At 63.3% G+C, this 15,106-nt stretch carries 16 protein-coding genes, 2 tRNA genes and 2 pseudogenes; 7 read left to right on the top strand and 13 right to left on the bottom strand.

Features of this window, described 5'->3' with window-relative positions:
• Positions 1-94 precede the first annotated feature (94 nt).
• Together ACK56M_RS10780 and ACK56M_RS10775 are read left to right on the top strand one after the other, a co-directional pair.
• A complete protein-coding gene (locus tag ACK56M_RS10780; protein ID WP_411959451.1) occupies positions 95-400 on the top strand; it encodes a hypothetical protein in 306 nt (101 codons plus the stop codon).
• A gap of 162 nt (positions 401-562) precedes the next feature.
• On the top strand, positions 563-775 hold the full coding sequence (locus ACK56M_RS10775; protein WP_003250656.1) for a cold-shock protein: 213 nt from the start codon (positions 563-565) through the stop codon (positions 773-775).
• A gap of 207 nt (positions 776-982) precedes the next feature.
• Here ACK56M_RS10775 and ACK56M_RS10770 read toward each other — a convergent pair whose 3' ends face one another.
• A complete protein-coding gene (locus ACK56M_RS10770; protein ID WP_191472908.1) occupies positions 983-1,303 on the bottom strand; it encodes an I78 family peptidase inhibitor in 321 nt (106 codons plus the stop codon).
• A gap of 276 nt (positions 1,304-1,579) precedes the next feature.
• On the opposite strand from ACK56M_RS10770, the gene ACK56M_RS10765 reads away from it, so the two are divergent.
• A complete protein-coding gene (locus ACK56M_RS10765; protein ID WP_003260960.1) occupies positions 1,580-1,792 on the top strand; it encodes a hypothetical protein in 213 nt (70 codons plus the stop codon).
• Here ACK56M_RS10765 and ACK56M_RS10760 read toward each other — a convergent pair.
• The 6 genes and pseudogenes from ACK56M_RS10760 to ACK56M_RS10735 all read right to left on the bottom strand — a co-directional run.
• Positions 1,764-2,765 carry a nucleoside hydrolase gene (locus ACK56M_RS10760; protein WP_191472910.1) on the bottom strand — a complete coding sequence of 334 codons (1,002 nt, stop codon included), beginning with the start codon at positions 2,763-2,765 and terminating at the stop codon, positions 1,764-1,766. The two genes, ACK56M_RS10765 and ACK56M_RS10760, sit on opposite strands and share 29 nt — an antisense overlap.
• 156 nt (positions 2,766-2,921) lie before the next feature.
• Positions 2,922-3,320, bottom strand: a complete 399-nt coding sequence (gene rbsD / locus ACK56M_RS10755; RefSeq protein ID WP_015269789.1) for a D-ribose pyranase — start codon at positions 3,318-3,320, stop codon at positions 2,922-2,924.
• Positions 3,317-4,225 carry a ribokinase gene (gene rbsK / locus ACK56M_RS10750; protein ID WP_015269788.1) on the bottom strand — a complete coding sequence of 303 codons (909 nt, stop codon included), beginning with the start codon at positions 4,223-4,225 and terminating at the stop codon, positions 3,317-3,319. The genes rbsD and rbsK overlap by 4 nt, the downstream gene beginning before the upstream one ends.
• Before the next feature lie 15 nt (positions 4,226-4,240).
• On the bottom strand, positions 4,241-5,263 hold the full coding sequence (locus ACK56M_RS10745; RefSeq protein WP_015269787.1) for a LacI family DNA-binding transcriptional regulator: 1,023 nt from the start codon (positions 5,261-5,263) through the stop codon (positions 4,241-4,243).
• 4 nt (positions 5,264-5,267) lie between these two features.
• On the bottom strand, positions 5,268-6,263 hold the full coding sequence (locus ACK56M_RS10740) for an ABC transporter permease (protein WP_015269786.1): 996 nt from the start codon (positions 6,261-6,263) through the stop codon (positions 5,268-5,270).
• Positions 6,260-7,069, bottom strand: a pseudogene (locus ACK56M_RS10735) (ATP-binding cassette domain-containing protein); the annotation flags it as partial. The pseudogene ACK56M_RS10735 and the gene ACK56M_RS10740, both read right to left, overlap by 4 nt.
• Positions 7,070-7,125: 56 nt before the next feature.
• Here ACK56M_RS10735 and ACK56M_RS10730 point away from each other — a divergent pair.
• Positions 7,126-8,106, top strand: a complete 981-nt coding sequence (locus ACK56M_RS10730) for an IS5-like element ISPpu18 family transposase (RefSeq protein ID WP_058178368.1) — start codon at positions 7,126-7,128, stop codon at positions 8,104-8,106.
• Between the two features lie 141 nt (positions 8,107-8,247).
• Here ACK56M_RS10730 and ACK56M_RS10725 read toward each other — a convergent pair.
• Positions 8,248-9,009, bottom strand: a pseudogene (locus tag ACK56M_RS10725) (ATP-binding cassette domain-containing protein); the annotation flags it as partial.
• 21 nt (positions 9,010-9,030) lie between these two features.
• On the bottom strand, positions 9,031-9,987 hold the full coding sequence (locus tag ACK56M_RS10720) for a sugar ABC transporter substrate-binding protein (RefSeq protein ID WP_013971996.1): 957 nt from the start codon (positions 9,985-9,987) through the stop codon (positions 9,031-9,033).
• Positions 9,988-10,391: 404 nt separating this feature from the next.
• Between ACK56M_RS10720 and ACK56M_RS10715 the strand changes: the two genes are divergently transcribed.
• Both ACK56M_RS10715 and ACK56M_RS10710 read left to right on the top strand, forming a co-directional pair.
• A complete protein-coding gene (locus ACK56M_RS10715) occupies positions 10,392-11,480 on the top strand; it encodes an asparaginase (protein ID WP_015269784.1) in 1,089 nt (362 codons plus the stop codon).
• A 135-nt stretch (positions 11,481-11,615) separates the two neighbouring features.
• On the top strand, positions 11,616-11,858 hold the full coding sequence (locus ACK56M_RS10710; protein WP_003260955.1) for a DUF1654 domain-containing protein: 243 nt from the start codon (positions 11,616-11,618) through the stop codon (positions 11,856-11,858).
• A gap of 12 nt (positions 11,859-11,870) precedes the next feature.
• Here ACK56M_RS10710 and ACK56M_RS10705 read toward each other — a convergent pair whose 3' ends face one another.
• The 4 genes from ACK56M_RS10705 to ACK56M_RS10690 all read right to left on the bottom strand — a co-directional run bounded on the left by ACK56M_RS10705 (position 11,871) and on the right by ACK56M_RS10690 (position 13,557).
• Positions 11,871-12,296 (bottom strand): HD domain-containing protein, encoded by a 426-nt coding sequence (locus tag ACK56M_RS10705; protein ID WP_061302673.1) that lies wholly within the window; start codon positions 12,294-12,296, stop codon positions 11,871-11,873.
• A 240-nt stretch (positions 12,297-12,536) separates the two neighbouring features.
• The gene (locus ACK56M_RS10700; RefSeq protein ID WP_003260952.1) at positions 12,537-13,106 is read right to left on the bottom strand and encodes an SPOR domain-containing protein; all 570 of its coding nucleotides are present in this window, start codon (positions 13,104-13,106) and stop codon (positions 12,537-12,539) included.
• A gap of 131 nt (positions 13,107-13,237) precedes the next feature.
• Positions 13,238-13,314 (bottom strand) — tRNA-Val (locus ACK56M_RS10695).
• A 166-nt stretch (positions 13,315-13,480) separates the two neighbouring features.
• A tRNA-Val gene (locus tag ACK56M_RS10690) sits at positions 13,481-13,557 on the bottom strand.
• 203 nt (positions 13,558-13,760) lie between these two features.
• Here ACK56M_RS10690 and ACK56M_RS10685 point away from each other — a divergent pair.
• Positions 13,761-15,044 (top strand): NAD(P)/FAD-dependent oxidoreductase, encoded by a 1,284-nt coding sequence (locus ACK56M_RS10685; protein ID WP_013971994.1) that lies wholly within the window; start codon positions 13,761-13,763, stop codon positions 15,042-15,044.
• The last annotated feature ends 62 nt before the right edge of the window (positions 15,045-15,106 follow it).

Genomic DNA, 15,106 nt, shown 5'->3' with positions numbered 1-15,106 from the left:
ACGCCGCAGCGGTGAACTAACGCGGAAAAATTCCTATCAGACCTTGGGAAGCAACCTACTCTTGATGAGACCTTAACCCAAGGAGTAACTGGTTATGCGAGTTCCGTCTCTTCTGGCCCTGGCGGCCGCTGGGGCCCTGCTGCTGCCCATGGCTGCGAACGCCGGCAACTTCCCGGGCGGGAAGGAAGCCGCCTACATGACCCAGTGCACGCAAGTGGCTCAAGGCCAAGGCGTTGACGCTGCGACCGCGAAAAAGCACTGCGACTGTGGCGCGCAAACCATCAAAAAGAATTTCACCGACGCGGAAATTGCCGACCTCGACAGCAACGATGGCGTGGACGCCAAGCTGATGCAGAAGGCCCAGATGGTCGTGAAACAGGCCTGTGCACCGAAGAGCTGAAACCTTAAAGCCAGAGCAGACCAGCCATTCTTTGAGCTGGATCAACATCCTGCGAAGGTAAAAGGCGCTAGATGCGCAGAATTAGACTATGATGTGTTCCGTGCTCCGTAGCCTCGGCCGCATTGCACCACTGAAAAAACTAAATGTTCTGGAGATTCACCCATGTCCAATCGCCAACAAGGCACCGTCAAATGGTTCAATGATGAGAAAGGCTACGGCTTCATCACCCCAGCAGGCGGCGGCGACGACCTGTTCGTTCACTTCAAGGCCATCGAATCTGACGGCTTCAAGAGCCTGAAAGAAGGCCAGACTGTTTCCTTCGTCGCCGAGCGCGGCCAGAAGGGCATGCAGGCTGCACAGGTTCGTCCGGAGTAATTCGGATAGCTGTAAAAAAACCCGCCCTTGTGGCGGGTTTTTTTATGGGCGTTTACCAGGCTGCACGCGCTCGCTTTTTTTGTAGGAGCGGCCTTGTGTCGCGACGGGGCGCGAAGCGGCCCCTGGGTTTCAGCTTCGCAGCATCAATGGCCGGGGCCGCTTTGCGGCCCTTTCGCGACGCAAGGCCGCTCCTACAAGGACCGCGTGTCAGCCGCAGTTGACGCGAACCACCTTGCCCTGCTCGTCCACATTCAGGTTCAAGCGTTCGGAACGGTACTCGAGGGTAACCACGTCGTGCGGCTTGAGAATGCGGGCCATCTGCGAGCCACTGGCCTTGCGCGCCTGCTCCAGCAGCTCGGCGCTGGCCGGCTTGCCAATGGCAAAATCGGCGCCGCTGGCTTCGCAGCGGCCATCGTTGCCTGCCGGCGTGGCTGGCGCAACGCCACCAGCAGAATTGCCACCAGTGCTGCAACCAGCCAGGACAGCAGCCACCGCCAGGGTTGCCAGGTAAGCACGGGTACGGAACATGAAGCCTCCTAAATCGGTCCGGGAACTGTCTGATCCGACAGTTCCGCTGATCTTTTGTTGCAAAACCGGTCAAGTCTGCCTGAACTCGCCAGCCGAGGCGAAAACGCAATCGTGACCGGATTTTGCACAAGCCGCTGCGTTTGCCATATGCTTAAGCCGCAAGGTCACTGACGCAAAGTCATGATTTAGTGCAAGAAGTGGAGCGCACCCCGCCTCCATCGAACACCAGGGTCAGGTGTTCGCCCCTTCGTCCCGGGCCCCAAGCGAGAGCCTTTCATGAGCAGCCACAGCATCGAAGCCGATATCAAGGTCAAATGGGCCGAAGGCCAGAGCGCGTACAGCCCTGGCACGCCGGAGGAGTTGCTGCTGATTGCCATCGACCTGCTGGTGCGCGATCGCGGCGCCGAGGCGGCACGCAGCTTCTTCGACCAGGTGTTCGAGCGCTACGCGCCGCACACGGCTATTCCAATCGCGCCAAACGGGCGCTGAGCAGGTCGAACAGGCCCTGGGCATCGCCCTCGTCCACCCACATCACGTTGGCTGGCTGCTTGAGCACGCCGTACCAGTCGGCAAGGGTCTGGCCGAAGCTGGGGCCTTCGCGGCTGTCGATGGTCATGTGGATACGCCGGCCGCTGAACAGCTCGGGCTTGAGCAGGTAGGCGATGACGCTGGCGTCGTGCACCGGGCCGCCGGGCATGCCGTACAGGTCCATGTCGTGGGTGATGTAGGCGTTGAGGATATCCACCACCCGCTTGCTGGCCTGGTTGTTCACCGCCGCCAGTTGCTTGAGGCGGGCGTCGCTGGTCAGCAGCTTGTGGGTGACGTCCAGCGGCAGGTAGGTCAGCGGCACGCCGCTGGCCAGCAGCACTTCGGCGGCATGCGGGTCGGCATAGAGGTTGAACTCCGCTGCCGGGGTGATATTGCCACCGTTGAAATGGGCACCGCCCATGACCACCACTTGCTTGATGCCTTTGGCGATATCCGGGCGCTGGATCAGCGCCAGGGCCAGGTTGGTTTGTGGGCCGAGCATGGCAATGGTAATGCTGTGGGGCTTGGCGGTGCCCAGGGTGTCGACCAGGTATTGCACGGCATTGCCCCGGGCCAGCGGCGCTTTCGGTTCGTGAACCTGGATGCCGGTGAGGCCTTCTTCGCCGTGCACCTCGGCGGCGTAGATCGGCTTGCGCACCAGCGGGCGGGCGGCGCCGGCGTACACGGGGATGTCTTCGCGGCCGGCCCATTCGCGGGCCAGGCGGGCGTTGCGCGCGGTCTTTTCCAGGCGCACGTTGCCGGCCACAGTGGTGATGGCGCGGATGTTCAGCTCGTCGGGCGAGGCCATGGCCAGGAACAGCGCGACCACGTCGTCGGCGCCGGGGTCGGTGTCGATGATCAGGTCGATGGGGGCGGCCTGGAGGGTGGTGGCTGCGGCCATGAGGGCGATTCCTTGTAGCAGGGGTTTGAGCATGGGTGGCACTCCTGTTGCCTGGGTGGTGGCTTCTGGGGCCGCTTTGCGGCCCAATCGCCGGCAAGCCAGCTCCCACAGGTACTGCATCGGCCTCAAGCATTGTGCAGTACCTGTGGAAGCTGGCTTGCCGGCGATTCGGGGGCGCAGCCCCCGCCTTCAGAAAGTCACGCCGGAAATCAGCGCGATGTTGCTGTAGGGCTGGCACTCGCCGGTGCGCACTACCGCACGGGCACTGCGTGACAATGCCTTGAAATCTTCATGGCTCAGCCATTCGCGCTTGCCCAGCTTGCCCTTCAGCCGCTCGATCTCGACCAGCGCCGGCGGCACCACTTTCTGCATCTCTTCGGCCAGCACGTGGCGCTCTACCTGCAACTCGCTCAGCACAACCCGCAACACGCTGGCGAAATCCGGCAGGCCAGGCGTGACGGCCAGGTCGATCAGTTCGACGCCCGGCGGCACCGGCAGCCCGGCATCGCCGATCACCAGGATGTCGCCATGCCCCATGCCGGCGATGGTCCGCGACAGGGCAACGTTCAGCAGCGGGGTTTTCTTCATGGCGCAAGCTCCGCCAGGTAGGGAATCGACGGCTGGGCACCGGCGCGGGTAACCGACAGGGCCGCGGCGCGCTGGCCGAAGGCGATGGCTTCGCCCTCCTCCAGGCCGCGCACCAGGCCTGCGGCAAAGCCGCCGATGAAGGTGTCGCCGGCTGCCGTGGTGTCCAGCGGCTGCACCACCGGCGCGGGGAAGTGCTGGTGGCCCCGAGGGGTGACCAGCAAAGCCCCTTGCGCGCCCAGGGTGATGATCACTTTGCCCGCGCCCAGTTTCAGCAAGCATTCGCCGGCACGTCGGGCGCTGTCCAGGTCAGTCACCGCCACGCCGGTCAGGGCTTCGGCCTCGCTTTCGTTGGGCGTCAGGTAGTCGATGCGGGCGAACCAGTCCGCCGGCAAGGGGCCGGTCGCCGGCGCCGGGTTCAGGATCACCCGCTTGCCCAGTTCATGCCCCCGGGCCAAGGTCCAGGCCACGGTGTCGGCCGGTACTTCCAACTGGCAGATGATCACCTCGGCCGCCTGCAGCAGCGCATCGAACCGCTGCACCGACTGCGGCGTCAGCAGGCCGTTGCCACCGGGGACGATGACGATGCAGTTCTGGCTGGCGGCATCCACGGTGATCAGCGCCACCCCGCTGGACACGCCCTGGCAGGTGCTGACGCCCTGGCAGTCGATGCCTTCCACATACAGGGCCCGGTGCAGTTGTCGACCATAGTCATCGTCGCCAACGTTGCCGATCATCGCCACGCTGCCACCCAGGCGCGCCACGGCCACTGCCTGGTTGGCCCCCTTGCCGCCCGGCACGGTGAAAAAGCTTTCGCCGGGGAGTGTTTCGCCGGCCCGGGGCAGGCGCTGCGCGCGGGCCACCAGGTCCATGTTGAGGCTACCGACTACCACAACCTTGGCATTCATGACATTTCCTTAGCATCAGCGGTAATCGTTGAACAGGTCCGGACGCGGCCCGGTGGACTCGCGCAGCACAATGCGCGGGGCGACGATGCGTTGCTCTGCCGCGCCCTGCCGGGGGGTGCCGATACGCGCCAGCAACAGCGACGCGGCGCTCTCGCCCAGCTCGCGAATCGACTGGCCCACCGTGGTCAACGGTGGGTACACATAACGGCTGAGCTCGATGTCGTCGAAGCCGATCACCGACAGCTCGCCGGGCACGTTGATATTGCGTTCGGCCGCGGCACGCAACACACCGAAGCCGATCATGTCGTTGCCGGCAAAAATCGCCGTAGGCCGCTTGCCCTCCAGCAGCCGGCCTGCGGCTGCATGGCCGCCGGGGCTGGTGAAATCGCAGTGCAGCACGCGGTCGTTGCGCACCGGCACACCGGCTTCGGCCATGGCGCGGCGGAAGCCGCTCAGGCGCAGCTGGGTCACACCGGTCTCGGCGGGGCCGCCGATGTAGGCGATGTCATGGTGACCAAGTTCCAGCAGGTGCTGGGTGGCCAGGAAGGCGCCCTGCTCGTGGTCGATGCGCACCAGGTCGGCATCGACACCGTCCAGTTCGCGGTCGACGATCACCATGGGCGTGCGCACGCCAGCCAGGCTTTGCAGCAGGTCGCTGTCCTGCCCTACCGAAGCCACTACCAGGCCGTCGATGCGCTTTTCCAGCAGCACGCGCAGGTAGCTGCGCTGCTTCTGCGGGTTGTCGTCGGAGTTGCACAGGATCACGCAGTAGCCGTTGCGCTCGCAGGCGTCTTCGATGCCCCGCGCCAGTTCGGCGAAGTACGGGTTGACGCTGTTGGGTACCAGCAGGCCGATGGTGGCCGTGCTGCGCGCCTTCAGCGAGCGGGCCACGGCGCTGGGTACGTAGTCGAGTTCGGCGATGGCGGCTTCGACTTTCAACCGCACCTGCTCGCTGACCGGCCGGGTCTTGTTCAGCACATGGGACACCGTGGTGTAGGAAATGCCCGCCAGTGCCGCGACGTCTTTGATGGTTGCCATGTTTTCAGTTCCGCCGGCCTGCACGCCGGCTACGGTAAGTGTCGAGCACCACGGCGATGACAATCACCGCCCCGGTGATGATGCGTTTGGTCGGTTCGCTGGCACCGATCTGCGCCAGCCCTGCAGCCAGCACCGAAATGATCAGCACGCCAAAGAAGGTGCTGATGACCGAGCCGCGCCCGCCCATCAGGCTGGTGCCGCCAATCACCACGGCAGCGATTACCTGCAGCTCCAGGCCGGAGCCGGCATTGGGGTCGGCGGCTTCCAGGCGCGAGATCTGGAACAGCGCGGCCAGGCCGGCGAGCAGGCCCATCAGGGCGAACACCAGCACCTTGTACGGGCGCGGGTCGATGCCGGCCAGGCGCACGGCCTCTTCGTTGGTGCCGATACCGATCAGGTAGCGGCCGAACACCGTGCGGGTCAGCACCAACTGGGCCAGCACAATCACCAGCAAGGCGATGATGAACGCCGGCGAGATGCCGAATGCGATGGGGTTGGAGAACCAGGCATAGGCATCACCGATATAGGCGGTGCGCGAGTCGGTGAACTGGTAGGCCAGGCCGCGGGCCATTTCCAGCACCCCGAGCGAAACGATGAACGACGGAATGCGCCAGGCCACAGTGACGCCGCCGGTGATGCTGCCGGCCAGCGCGGCCACGGCCATGCCCAGCAGGGCCGAAGGCAGCACGCCCCAGCCCCAGCCGAGGATCGCCACGCTGACCGTGGAGGCCGCCAGCGCCAGTACCGAGCCCACCGACAGGTCGATGCCGCCGATGATCAGCACGAAGGTCATGCCCACCGCCAGTACCATCAGGTCGGGGATCTGGTTGGCCAGGGTACTGAAGGTGTTGTACGACCAGAAGTGGCTGCTGAGGAACGAGAACAGCACGATCATCGCCAGCAAGGCGCCGGCCAGGCCCAGGTAGGTACCCAGGCCAAGATAGGTGCCACTGCGGCGCACCGGTGCGGCGCCTTGGCTGTCGAGCGGGGTGGTTTTCATGCATCCATCCTGGGAGCTGCTTCATGCAGCAGTGCGTCACGTTTCTGATAACCGGCAAAGGCCGCGGCCAGCAACTGGTCCTGGCTCCAATGGTCACGCTCGAAGGTGTCGATCAGGCGACCGGCCGACAGCACGGCGATGCGGTCGCATATCAGCATCAGCTCGCGCAGGTCGCTGGACACCACCACCAGGGCCTTGCCCTGGCGCGCCAGCTCGGCCAGCAGGCCATAGATGTCGAACTTGGCGCCGACGTCGATGCCACGGGTGGGCTCGTCGAACAGCAGCACCTGGCAGTCGCGCTCCAGCCAGCGGCCGATCACCACCTTCTGCTGGTTGCCGCCAGACAGCTCGCCTACCACCTGCTGCGGGCCGGCACTGCGAATGCGCATGGCCTGGATCTGGCGTTCGGCCAATGCCGCTTCGGCTTCGCCATCGAGCACCCCGGCCCGTGATACCGCGCCGAGGTTGCCCAGGGCGATATTCGCGCTGATCGACTGCGTCAGCAGCAGGCCCTCGCCTTTGCGGTCTTCGGTGATCAGCGCGATACCGGCCTGCACCGCAGCCTTGGGCGAGTCGATGGTGACAGCCTTGGGCGGCTGGCCGAGGGCGATGCTGCCGCTGTCGGCACGGTCGGCGCCGTAGATCAGGCGCAGCAGTTCGGTACGGCCGGCACCGATCAGGCCGGAAATGCCGAAGATCTCCCCTGCCCTGACCTCGAACGACACTTCACGCACCTTGTCGGCACGGCTTAGCCTGTCGACCTTGAGCAGCGGCGCGCCGATCTGCCGGCGGCCTAGGGAAGGTCTGAAAAAGACTTCCTGAATCTGGTGAAATACGCCGATCCCGCCAGCCGAGTTTTTCCATGAAGCAGATGACCTTCGCCGACGCCGAGTACGCCGGCAAGCGCAAGCAGACCCGTAAGGAATTGTTCCTGATCGAGATGGATCAGGTGGTGCCGTGGAAGGGATTGATTGCCCTGATCGAGCCACACTACCCAAAGGGTGAAGGTGGTCGTCCAGCCTATCCGCTGATGGCCATGTTACGTATCCATCTGATGCAGAACTGGTTCGGCTACAGCGACCCGGCCATGGAAGAAGCGCTCTACGAGACGACCATCCTGCGTCAGTTCGCCGGGCTGAGCCTCGAGCGTATTCCCGACGAAACCACCATCCTCAAGTTCCGTCGCTTGCTGGAGAAACATGAGCTGGCAGCCGGCATCCTCGGCGTAATCAATGGCTACCTGGGGGATCGCGGCCTGTCGCTGCGCCAGGGCACTATCGTCGATGCCACACTGATCCACGCGCCCAGCTCGACCAAGAACCAGGACGGCAAGCGCGACCCGGAAATGCACCAGAGCAAGAAAGGGAACCAGTATTACTTTGGCATGAAGGCGCACATCGGCGTGGATGATGAGTCGGGGCTGGTACACAGCGTGGTAGGCACGGCAGCCAACGTGGCGGATATCACCCAGGTCGAAAAACTGCTGCACGGTGACGAGAACGTCGTCTGCGCCGATGCCGGCTACACCGGCGTCGAAAAGCGCCCCGAACATGCTGGCCGCGAAGTGATCTGGCAGGTCGCAGCACGCCGCAGCACCTACAAGAAGCTCGATAAACGCAGCGCCCTGTACAAAGCCAAGCGCAAGATCGAGAAGGCCAAGGCACAAGTGCGAGCGAAGGTCGAGCACCCGTTTCGAGTGATCAAGCGCCAGTTCGGTTACGTGAAGGTGCGCTTCCGTGGCCTGGCCAAGAACACCGCTCAGCTGGTGACGCTGTTCGCGCTGTCGAACCTATGGATGGCGCGCCGACATTTGCTGACTACCGCAGGAAAGGTGCACCTGTAATGCGGAAAATGGCTGCTGCGAGGTGCTCGCGGCGGCCAAAAACGGAGAACTGAGCGGGTTACCTGGTCGAATTTGATCGACGGCCCGCTTTCAAAAGCAGCGAGGGCTGAAGTCGACCGGAAATACAGGGCTACTTCAGACCTTCCCTAGGTCGATATGCTCGCCCAGCTCGCGGCCGACCATCAGGTTGACCAGTTCGGCGCTGCTATAGCGCTGTATCGGCTCATCGCACACCAGTTTGCCGTCGCGCAGCACGACGATGCGCTGGGCCACGCGCTGCAGTTCTTCCAGGCGATGGGAGATGTAGACGATGGCCACGCCACGTTGGCGCAGGCGCTCGATCTGGGTGAACAGCAGCTCCACTTCGCGCGCGGTGAGCATGGCGGTGGGCTCGTCGAAGATCAGCACATGGCAGTCGCCAATCAGGTTGCGGGCGATCTCGACCATCTGCTGATGGCCGATGCCCAGCTCGCCGACCGGGGTGTCCGGGTCGATGGCGTCGAGGCCGACCTGGGCCATGGCGGCCGTGGCCAGTTGGCGCAGGCGCTTCTGGCTGATCCAGCCGAAGCGGCCGGGCAGGTTGTCGAGGAACAGGTTTTCCGCGACGGTCAGCGTGGGCAGCAGGTTGAGTTCCTGCATGACCATGCGCACGCCAAGGCGCTCAGCCTCGCTGCGGCTGCCAGGCGCGTAGGCCTGGCCGCGGTAGCGCATGTGCCCGGTGGTGGGGGTTTCCAGCCCACTGATGAGCTTGGACAAGGTGCTCTTGCCGGCGCCGTTCTCGCCGGTCAGGGCCAGCACTTCGCCGGCACGCAGGTTCAGGCTGACCTCGCCGAGCACGGGCTGGGCGTAGGTCTTGCCCAGGCCACTGGCGGCGAGCACTACTTCGTTGGCCGATGCAGGCATGGCCGTTTCTCCTGCCAGCGATCAGGGCTTGGTGATGAGTTGGACCGGGGTCTGGATGACGTTGTCGGCATCCACGTCGGGTTTCTCGCCCTTGACCATTTTCAGCGCCGCCTGGATGCCGTACACCGCCTGCTGGCTGGCCGCCTGGTCGAGGGTGGCAAGCACACGGCCATCGGCGAGCATCGGCTTGATGGCGTTGATGTTGTCGTAGCCCACCACTTGCACCTGGCCGGTCTTGCCGGCGGCACGCACGGCCGACACCGCGCCCAGGGCCATGCTGTCGTTGCCGGCCAGCAGGGCTTTCAGGTCGGGGTATTCGTTGAGCATGGAGGCGGCGACGGCGTTGCCTTTGTCGATTTCCCAGTTGCCGCTCTGCACCGAAACGATCTTGATCTGCGCGGCGTCCATGGCGTCCTTGAAGCCGGCGGTACGCTGCTGGGCGTTGGTGGTGGTCGGCACGCCTTCGATGATGCCGACCTGGTCGCCGGCCTTGAGCTTCTCGTTGGCCAGGTAGTCACCGACCAGGCGCGCGCCCTTGCGGTTGTCGGGGCCCACGAAGGGTACGCTGATGCCTTTGCTCTTGAGCAGTTCAGGGTCCAGACGGTTGTCAATGTTGATCACCACAACGCCCTGGTCCATGGCCTTCTTCACCGCCGATACCAGCGCCTTGGAGTCGGCCGGGGCAATGACCAGGGCCTTGGCGCCCGCGTTGACCATCTGCTCGACGATGCGGATCTGCTCGCCGGTATCGGTCTCGTTCTTGATGCCGTTGGCGATCAGCTCGAATTCATCGGCGTGGGCTTTCTGGTAGTCCTTGGCGCCGTCTTCCATGGTGCGGAAGAACTCGTTGGCCAGCGACTTCATGACCAGGGCGACCTTGGGCTTGTCTTCGGCGTGGGCGGGGGAAAATGGCAGGGCCAGGGACAGCGAGGAAATGACCGCGAGGGCCAGCAGACGACCGGGGAACGGCAGTTTCATGGACGATGACTCCGAATCTTGTGTTTTTTGTCGGATCGCAAACGTTTGCGTTGCCTAACTATGGAAACAGGACCGGGGTTTGTCAAATCCGTTTGGCTGTCGGAGGTCAAGTCGAACTTGGCGCAGTTTATCCGGATTTTTTCCGAAAAGCCGAACGTCTTTTCCTGCATTTGTTCGGAATCTCGAATGGAACGCACCTTCATGTGGGGGCGGCCTTGTGTCGCGATGGGCTGCGCAGCAGCCCCGGCAATTTGTGCATTTGCCAGTGAATCCGGGGCCGCTACGCGCCCCATCGCGACACAAGGCCGCTCCTACAGGCAGCGCACACATGCCTGGTACGAAACCTGCCTTGCACCCTGTGCGACAAAACAACCATCTCATTAGGAAGAGAGAGAACAATAACGATGAATGCCGCACTGAAAATCTTCGCCCCCAGCGCACTCGCCGTGCTGCTGGCCATTCCAGCCACCGTTTCGGCCAAAGAGGCTGAAACCCAGCAGAAGCTGGCCAACGTGGTCATCCTCGCCACCGGCGGCACCATTGCCGGCGCTGGCGCCAGCGCCGCCAACAGCGCCACCTACCAGGCCGCCAAGCTGGGCGTCGACAAACTGATCGCCGGTGTGCCGGAGCTGGCCGACCTGGCCAACGTCCGCGGCGAGCAGGTCATGCAGATCGCCTCTGAGAGCATCTCCAACGACGACCTGCTCAAGTTGGGCAAACGCGTTGCCGAACTCGCCGAAAGCAAGGACGTCGACGGCATCGTCATTACCCACGGCACCGACACCCTGGAAGAGACCGCCTACTTCCTCAACCTGGTGGAAAAGACCGACAAGCCGATCGTGGTCGTCGGTTCGATGCGCCCGGGTACCGCCATGTCCGCCGACGGCATGCTCAACCTTTACAACGCCGTGGCCGTGGCCAGCGACAAGCAGTCGCGCGGCAAGGGCGTGCTGGTGACCATGAATGACGAGATCCAGTCCGGGCGCGATGTCAGCAAGGCAGTGAACATCAAGACCGAAGCCTTCAAGAGCGCCTGGGGCCCGATGGGCATGGTGGTGGAAGGCAAGTCGTACTGGTTCCGCCTGCCGGCCAAGCGCCACACGGTCAACTCCGAGTTCGACATCAAGCAGATCAGCAGCCTGCCGCAGGTGGATATCGCCTATGGCTATGGCAACGTCACTGACACCGCCTACAAGGCACTGGCGCAGAATGGCGCCAAGGCACTGATCCATGCCGGTACCGGCAACGGTTCGGTGTCGTCGCGGGTGGTGCCGGCGCTGCAGGAGCTGCGCAAGAACGGCGTGCAGATCATTCGCTCGTCGCACGTCAACCAGGGTGGCTTCGTGCTGCGCAACGCCGAGCAGCCGGATGACAAGAACGACTGGGTCGTGGCCCATGACCTGAACCCACAGAAAGCGCGGATTCTGGCGATGGTAGCGATGACCAGGACCCAGGACAGCAAGGAGCTGCAGCGCATCTTCTGGGAGTACTGATCGCCAGCCGCCCCCCCCCCCCCCCGGAAATGCAAACAGCCCCGCTGCCCAGGCGGGGCGTTTGCTGTCTGACTGTTGCGAAATTACTTACAGTGAAATACTGTATGCGCATACAGCAAAAACAAGGAAACACTTGTGTCCAGCACCGCCTCCGCCACCCCAAGCAGCTATGAACAACTGGGTATGCGCATTCAGAAAATCATCAACAGCCCCACTGCCCAGCGCAGCCGTGCGGCGTTGATTTTCCGTCTGGAGCAGGAAACCCCGGAAGATTGGGAAACCCTGCTAGAGGAAATCGCCGAAAACGATAACGTCACCCTCGCCCACCGCGACGATGGCGGCGTGCAGATTTTCTGGACGGTACCGAAGGAAGACTGACTGCATTCAGCCTCAAGCCAAGGCCTGCAGGTAGGCGCTGGCTTCGCGGTAACGCGCCAGCCGTGCCAGGTCGGTGGGGCTTGGGCACGGGATGCGCGAAAGGTCGCTGTTGTCGGCCAGATCGGCCAGCTTGACGGTGCGCGCCAGCGGGTCACCGCCCAGGCGCACCACGAAGTCCTGGTAGGCCTCGCCCTCACGGCGGCTGAGCGCCAGCAAGGCGGCAAGGATTTTCAGCGCGAAACCCTCGCGCGCCAGGTCGGACAGGGTCAGCGGGGTGTCTTCGATCACATCGTGCAGCACCGCGACAATCCGTTGTTCGGTTGTGGAAACCCGCATCATCACGCGTAGCGGGTGGAGGATATAAGCGGCCCCACCCTTGTCGTATTGCCCTTCATGCGCCCTGGCGGCCACGGCAATGGCCCGCTCCAGTGTAGACATGAGGCCCTCCCCGTTCGGCTTCTTCCTGACAAGCATAGCCAAAACTGTGCGGACAATGTCTAGCGCGCGTGTGACTGCTCGAAATCCGGAAGCTGGCGCATGCCCTGTAGGAGCGGCCTTGCGTCGCGACGGGCTGCAAAGCAGCCCCGGGATTCGGCATCACAGCAGATTCTGTGGGGCTGCTTCGCAGCCCGTCGCGACACAAGGCCGCTCCTACAGCCCCCCACTCACACAGAGTTTTCAGCGCGCTGCGCCGTGCTGAATCACCACCGAATCGGTACCCAGCTTGGCCATTACCTCGGCCTTGCGCGCTTCGGCTTCCTCACGGGTGGGGAATGGCCCCATCAGCACCACCGGCTTGCCGTCGCGGTACTCCACCGAGGACGGGATGCCCTTTTCGATCAGGCGTGCGGTCATGTCGCTGAGTGCGCCCATGTTTGCACCCTGGATCACTTCCACATCCCAGCCTTGCGGGGCCGGCTGGCCAGCCAGGGCCTCGGCGCGGCGCTGCAGCTCGGCGCCGCCGCACATTTCGCGGATGCGCAGGTTGTTGCCGCTGTCGTCGACGATGATTTCGTACTGGCCATCGCGCTTGATGGCCACGTAGCTGCGGTAGGCCTCGTACTGCCCGGCATCATCCTTGCCACGGACCTGGCCGCAGATGGTGCCCTGGGTGTCGATCCGCACGTTGCCGAACTTGGCGGTCTTGGGGTTGTGCAGGTGTTCGGCCACCTGTTTGTGCACGCCTTCGACTTCGTTCTCACAGCCCGCCAGGGCGAGCACTGCCATTACCACAGCCAGTTTGCGCACGCGTGTACCTCCAGATTCGAAGGGGCGGATTCTAGCACGCCGGGCAATGCCCCGAACCGCGACCAAACGTTACACGCTGCTTCATGCGCACAGCAAAAAGGGCGATCATTACTGATCGCCCTTTTTCGATTTGGTAGGCACAATTGGACTCGAACCAACGACCCCCACCATGTCAAGGTGGTGCTCTAACCAACTGAGCTATGTGCCTGTCGTGTGGTGCGCATATTAGTGATCGAATGCGTACCTGTAAAGCGTTTTTTTCAGAAAAATCAAAAACTTTGCGAATTCGTGCATAAGGGCCTGCTGCGCAGCACCAGGCCGCGAGAACCCAATGAAAAAAGGGGTGACCCTTGCGGATCACCCCTTCTTCGATTTGGTAGGCACAATTGGACTCGAACCAACGACCCCCACCATGTCAAGGTGGTGCTCTAACCAACTGAGCTATGTGCCTGTCGTGTGATGCGCATTCTACCCATTCCAAAAACCCTGTCAACACTTTTTTTCGCGCTAACCTACTGAATCTTAAACTCTTTATAGAAAAGTGCGCTGGCGGGGACCGAGTAAAGGATTTTCAACGGACGACTAGCGGGTGTTTATTATTATTGATAGCATCGGTACATTCGTTAAAAATATAAAACACGAGGTTCCTGCAGCATGGCTAACACCCCCTACCCCCAGTCCTACTACGCCGCCTCGGCCAACCCGGTGCCGCCACGTCCGGCGCTGCAGGGTGAGGTGGAAACCGATGTGTGCATCATCGGCGCCGGCTACACCGGCCTGTCCAGCGCCCTGTTCCTGCTGGAGAACGGCTTCAAGGTGAGCATCGTCGAAGCAGCCAAGGTCGGCTTCGGCGCATCGGGCCGCAACGGCGGCCAGATCGTCAACAGCTACAGCCGCGACATCGACGTCATCGAGCGCACCGTCGGCCCCAAGCAGGCTCAGCTGCTGGGCCACATGGCCTTCGAAGGCGGGCGCATCATTCGTGAGCGCGTGGCCAAGTACAACATCCAGTGCGACCTGAAGGACGGTGGCGTGTTCGCTGCCCTCACCAGCAAGCAGATGGGCCACCTGGAGTCGCAAAAGCGCCTGTGGGAACGCTTCGGTCACAACCAGCTGGAGCTGATGGACCAGAAGCGCATCCGCGAAGTGGTCGCCTGCGACAACTATGTGGGCGGCATGCTGGACATGAGCGGCGGCCACATCCACCCGCTGAACCTGGCCCTGGGCGAAGCCGCTGCGGTCGAGTCGCTGGGCGGCATCATCTATGAGCAAACCCCGGCCGTACGCATCGAGCGCGGCGCCAACCCGGTGGTGCACACCCCGCAGGGCAAGGTCCGCGCCAAGTTCATCATCGTCGCCGGCAACGCCTACCTGGGCAACCTGGTGCCGGAGCTGGCCAGCAAGTCCATGCCATGCGGCACCCAGGTGATCACCACCGAACCGCTGGGCGACGAGCTGGCGCGCACCCTGCTGCCGCAGGACTACTGCGTCGAGGATTGCAACTACCTGCTCGACTACTACCGCCTGACCAGCGACAAGCGCCTGATCTTCGGTGGTGGCGTGGTGTACGGCGCGCGTGACCCGGCCAACATCGAGGCGATCATCCGTCCGAAGATGCTCAAGGCCTTCCCGCAACTGAAGAACGTGAAGATCGACTACGCCTGGACCGGCAACTTCCTGCTGACCCTGTCGCGTCTGCCACAGGTTGGCCGTATCGGCGACAATATCTACTACTCCCAGGGCTGCTCGGGTCACGGCGTGACCTACACCCACCTGGCGGGCAAGGTGCTGGCCGAGGCCATGCGTGGCCAGGCCGAGCGTTTCGACGCCTTCGCCGGGCTGCCGCACTACCCGTTCCCGGGTGGCCAGATGCTGCGCGTGCCGTTCAGCGCCATTGGGGCCTGGTACTACAGCCTGCGCGATCGCCTGGGCTTCTGATGTAGGCAGGCTTGGCCTCTTCGCGGGCACGCCCGCTCCCACAGGATTTGTGCTGGTTGCAC

Origin of the sequence: Pseudomonas sp. s4 (assembly GCF_046764235.1) — a bacterium.
In the GTDB taxonomy this organism is placed as follows: Bacteria; Pseudomonadota; Gammaproteobacteria; order Pseudomonadales; family Pseudomonadaceae; genus Aquipseudomonas; species Aquipseudomonas asiatica.
The sequence above is the reverse complement of the archived record's forward strand: the minus strand, read 5'-3'. Positions and strand labels throughout refer to the sequence as shown.

Excerpts from the sequence above, each read along its gene's own strand:
- ACK56M_RS10770 (WP_191472908.1), bottom strand. The coding sequence starts at position 1,303 with ATGTTCCGTACCCGTGCTTACCTGGCAACCCTGGCGGTGGCTGCTGTC.
- ACK56M_RS10765 (WP_003260960.1), top strand. The coding sequence starts at position 1,580 with ATGAGCAGCCACAGCATCGAAGCCGATATCAAGGTCAAATGGGCCGAA.
- ACK56M_RS10685 (WP_013971994.1), top strand. The coding sequence starts at position 13,761 with ATGGCTAACACCCCCTACCCCCAGTCCTACTACGCCGCCTCGGCCAAC.
- ACK56M_RS10720 (WP_013971996.1), bottom strand. The coding sequence starts at position 9,987 with ATGAAACTGCCGTTCCCCGGTCGTCTGCTGGCCCTCGCGGTCATTTCC.
- ACK56M_RS10745 (WP_015269787.1), bottom strand. The coding sequence starts at position 5,263 with ATGGCAACCATCAAAGACGTCGCGGCACTGGCGGGCATTTCCTACACC.
- ACK56M_RS10740 (WP_015269786.1), bottom strand. The coding sequence starts at position 6,263 with ATGAAAACCACCCCGCTCGACAGCCAAGGCGCCGCACCGGTGCGCCGC.
- ACK56M_RS10775 (WP_003250656.1), top strand. The coding sequence starts at position 563 with ATGTCCAATCGCCAACAAGGCACCGTCAAATGGTTCAATGATGAGAAA.
- rbsK (WP_015269788.1), bottom strand. The coding sequence starts at position 4,225 with ATGAATGCCAAGGTTGTGGTAGTCGGTAGCCTCAACATGGACCTGGTG.
- ACK56M_RS10760 (WP_191472910.1), bottom strand. The coding sequence starts at position 2,765 with ATGCTCAAACCCCTGCTACAAGGAATCGCCCTCATGGCCGCAGCCACC.
- ACK56M_RS10705 (WP_061302673.1), bottom strand. The coding sequence starts at position 12,296 with ATGTCTACACTGGAGCGGGCCATTGCCGTGGCCGCCAGGGCGCATGAA.
- ACK56M_RS10780 (WP_411959451.1), top strand. The coding sequence starts at position 95 with ATGCGAGTTCCGTCTCTTCTGGCCCTGGCGGCCGCTGGGGCCCTGCTG.
- ACK56M_RS10730 (WP_058178368.1), top strand. The coding sequence starts at position 7,126 with ATGAAGCAGATGACCTTCGCCGACGCCGAGTACGCCGGCAAGCGCAAG.
- rbsD (WP_015269789.1), bottom strand. The coding sequence starts at position 3,320 with ATGAAGAAAACCCCGCTGCTGAACGTTGCCCTGTCGCGGACCATCGCC.
- ACK56M_RS10715 (WP_015269784.1), top strand. The coding sequence starts at position 10,392 with ATGAATGCCGCACTGAAAATCTTCGCCCCCAGCGCACTCGCCGTGCTG.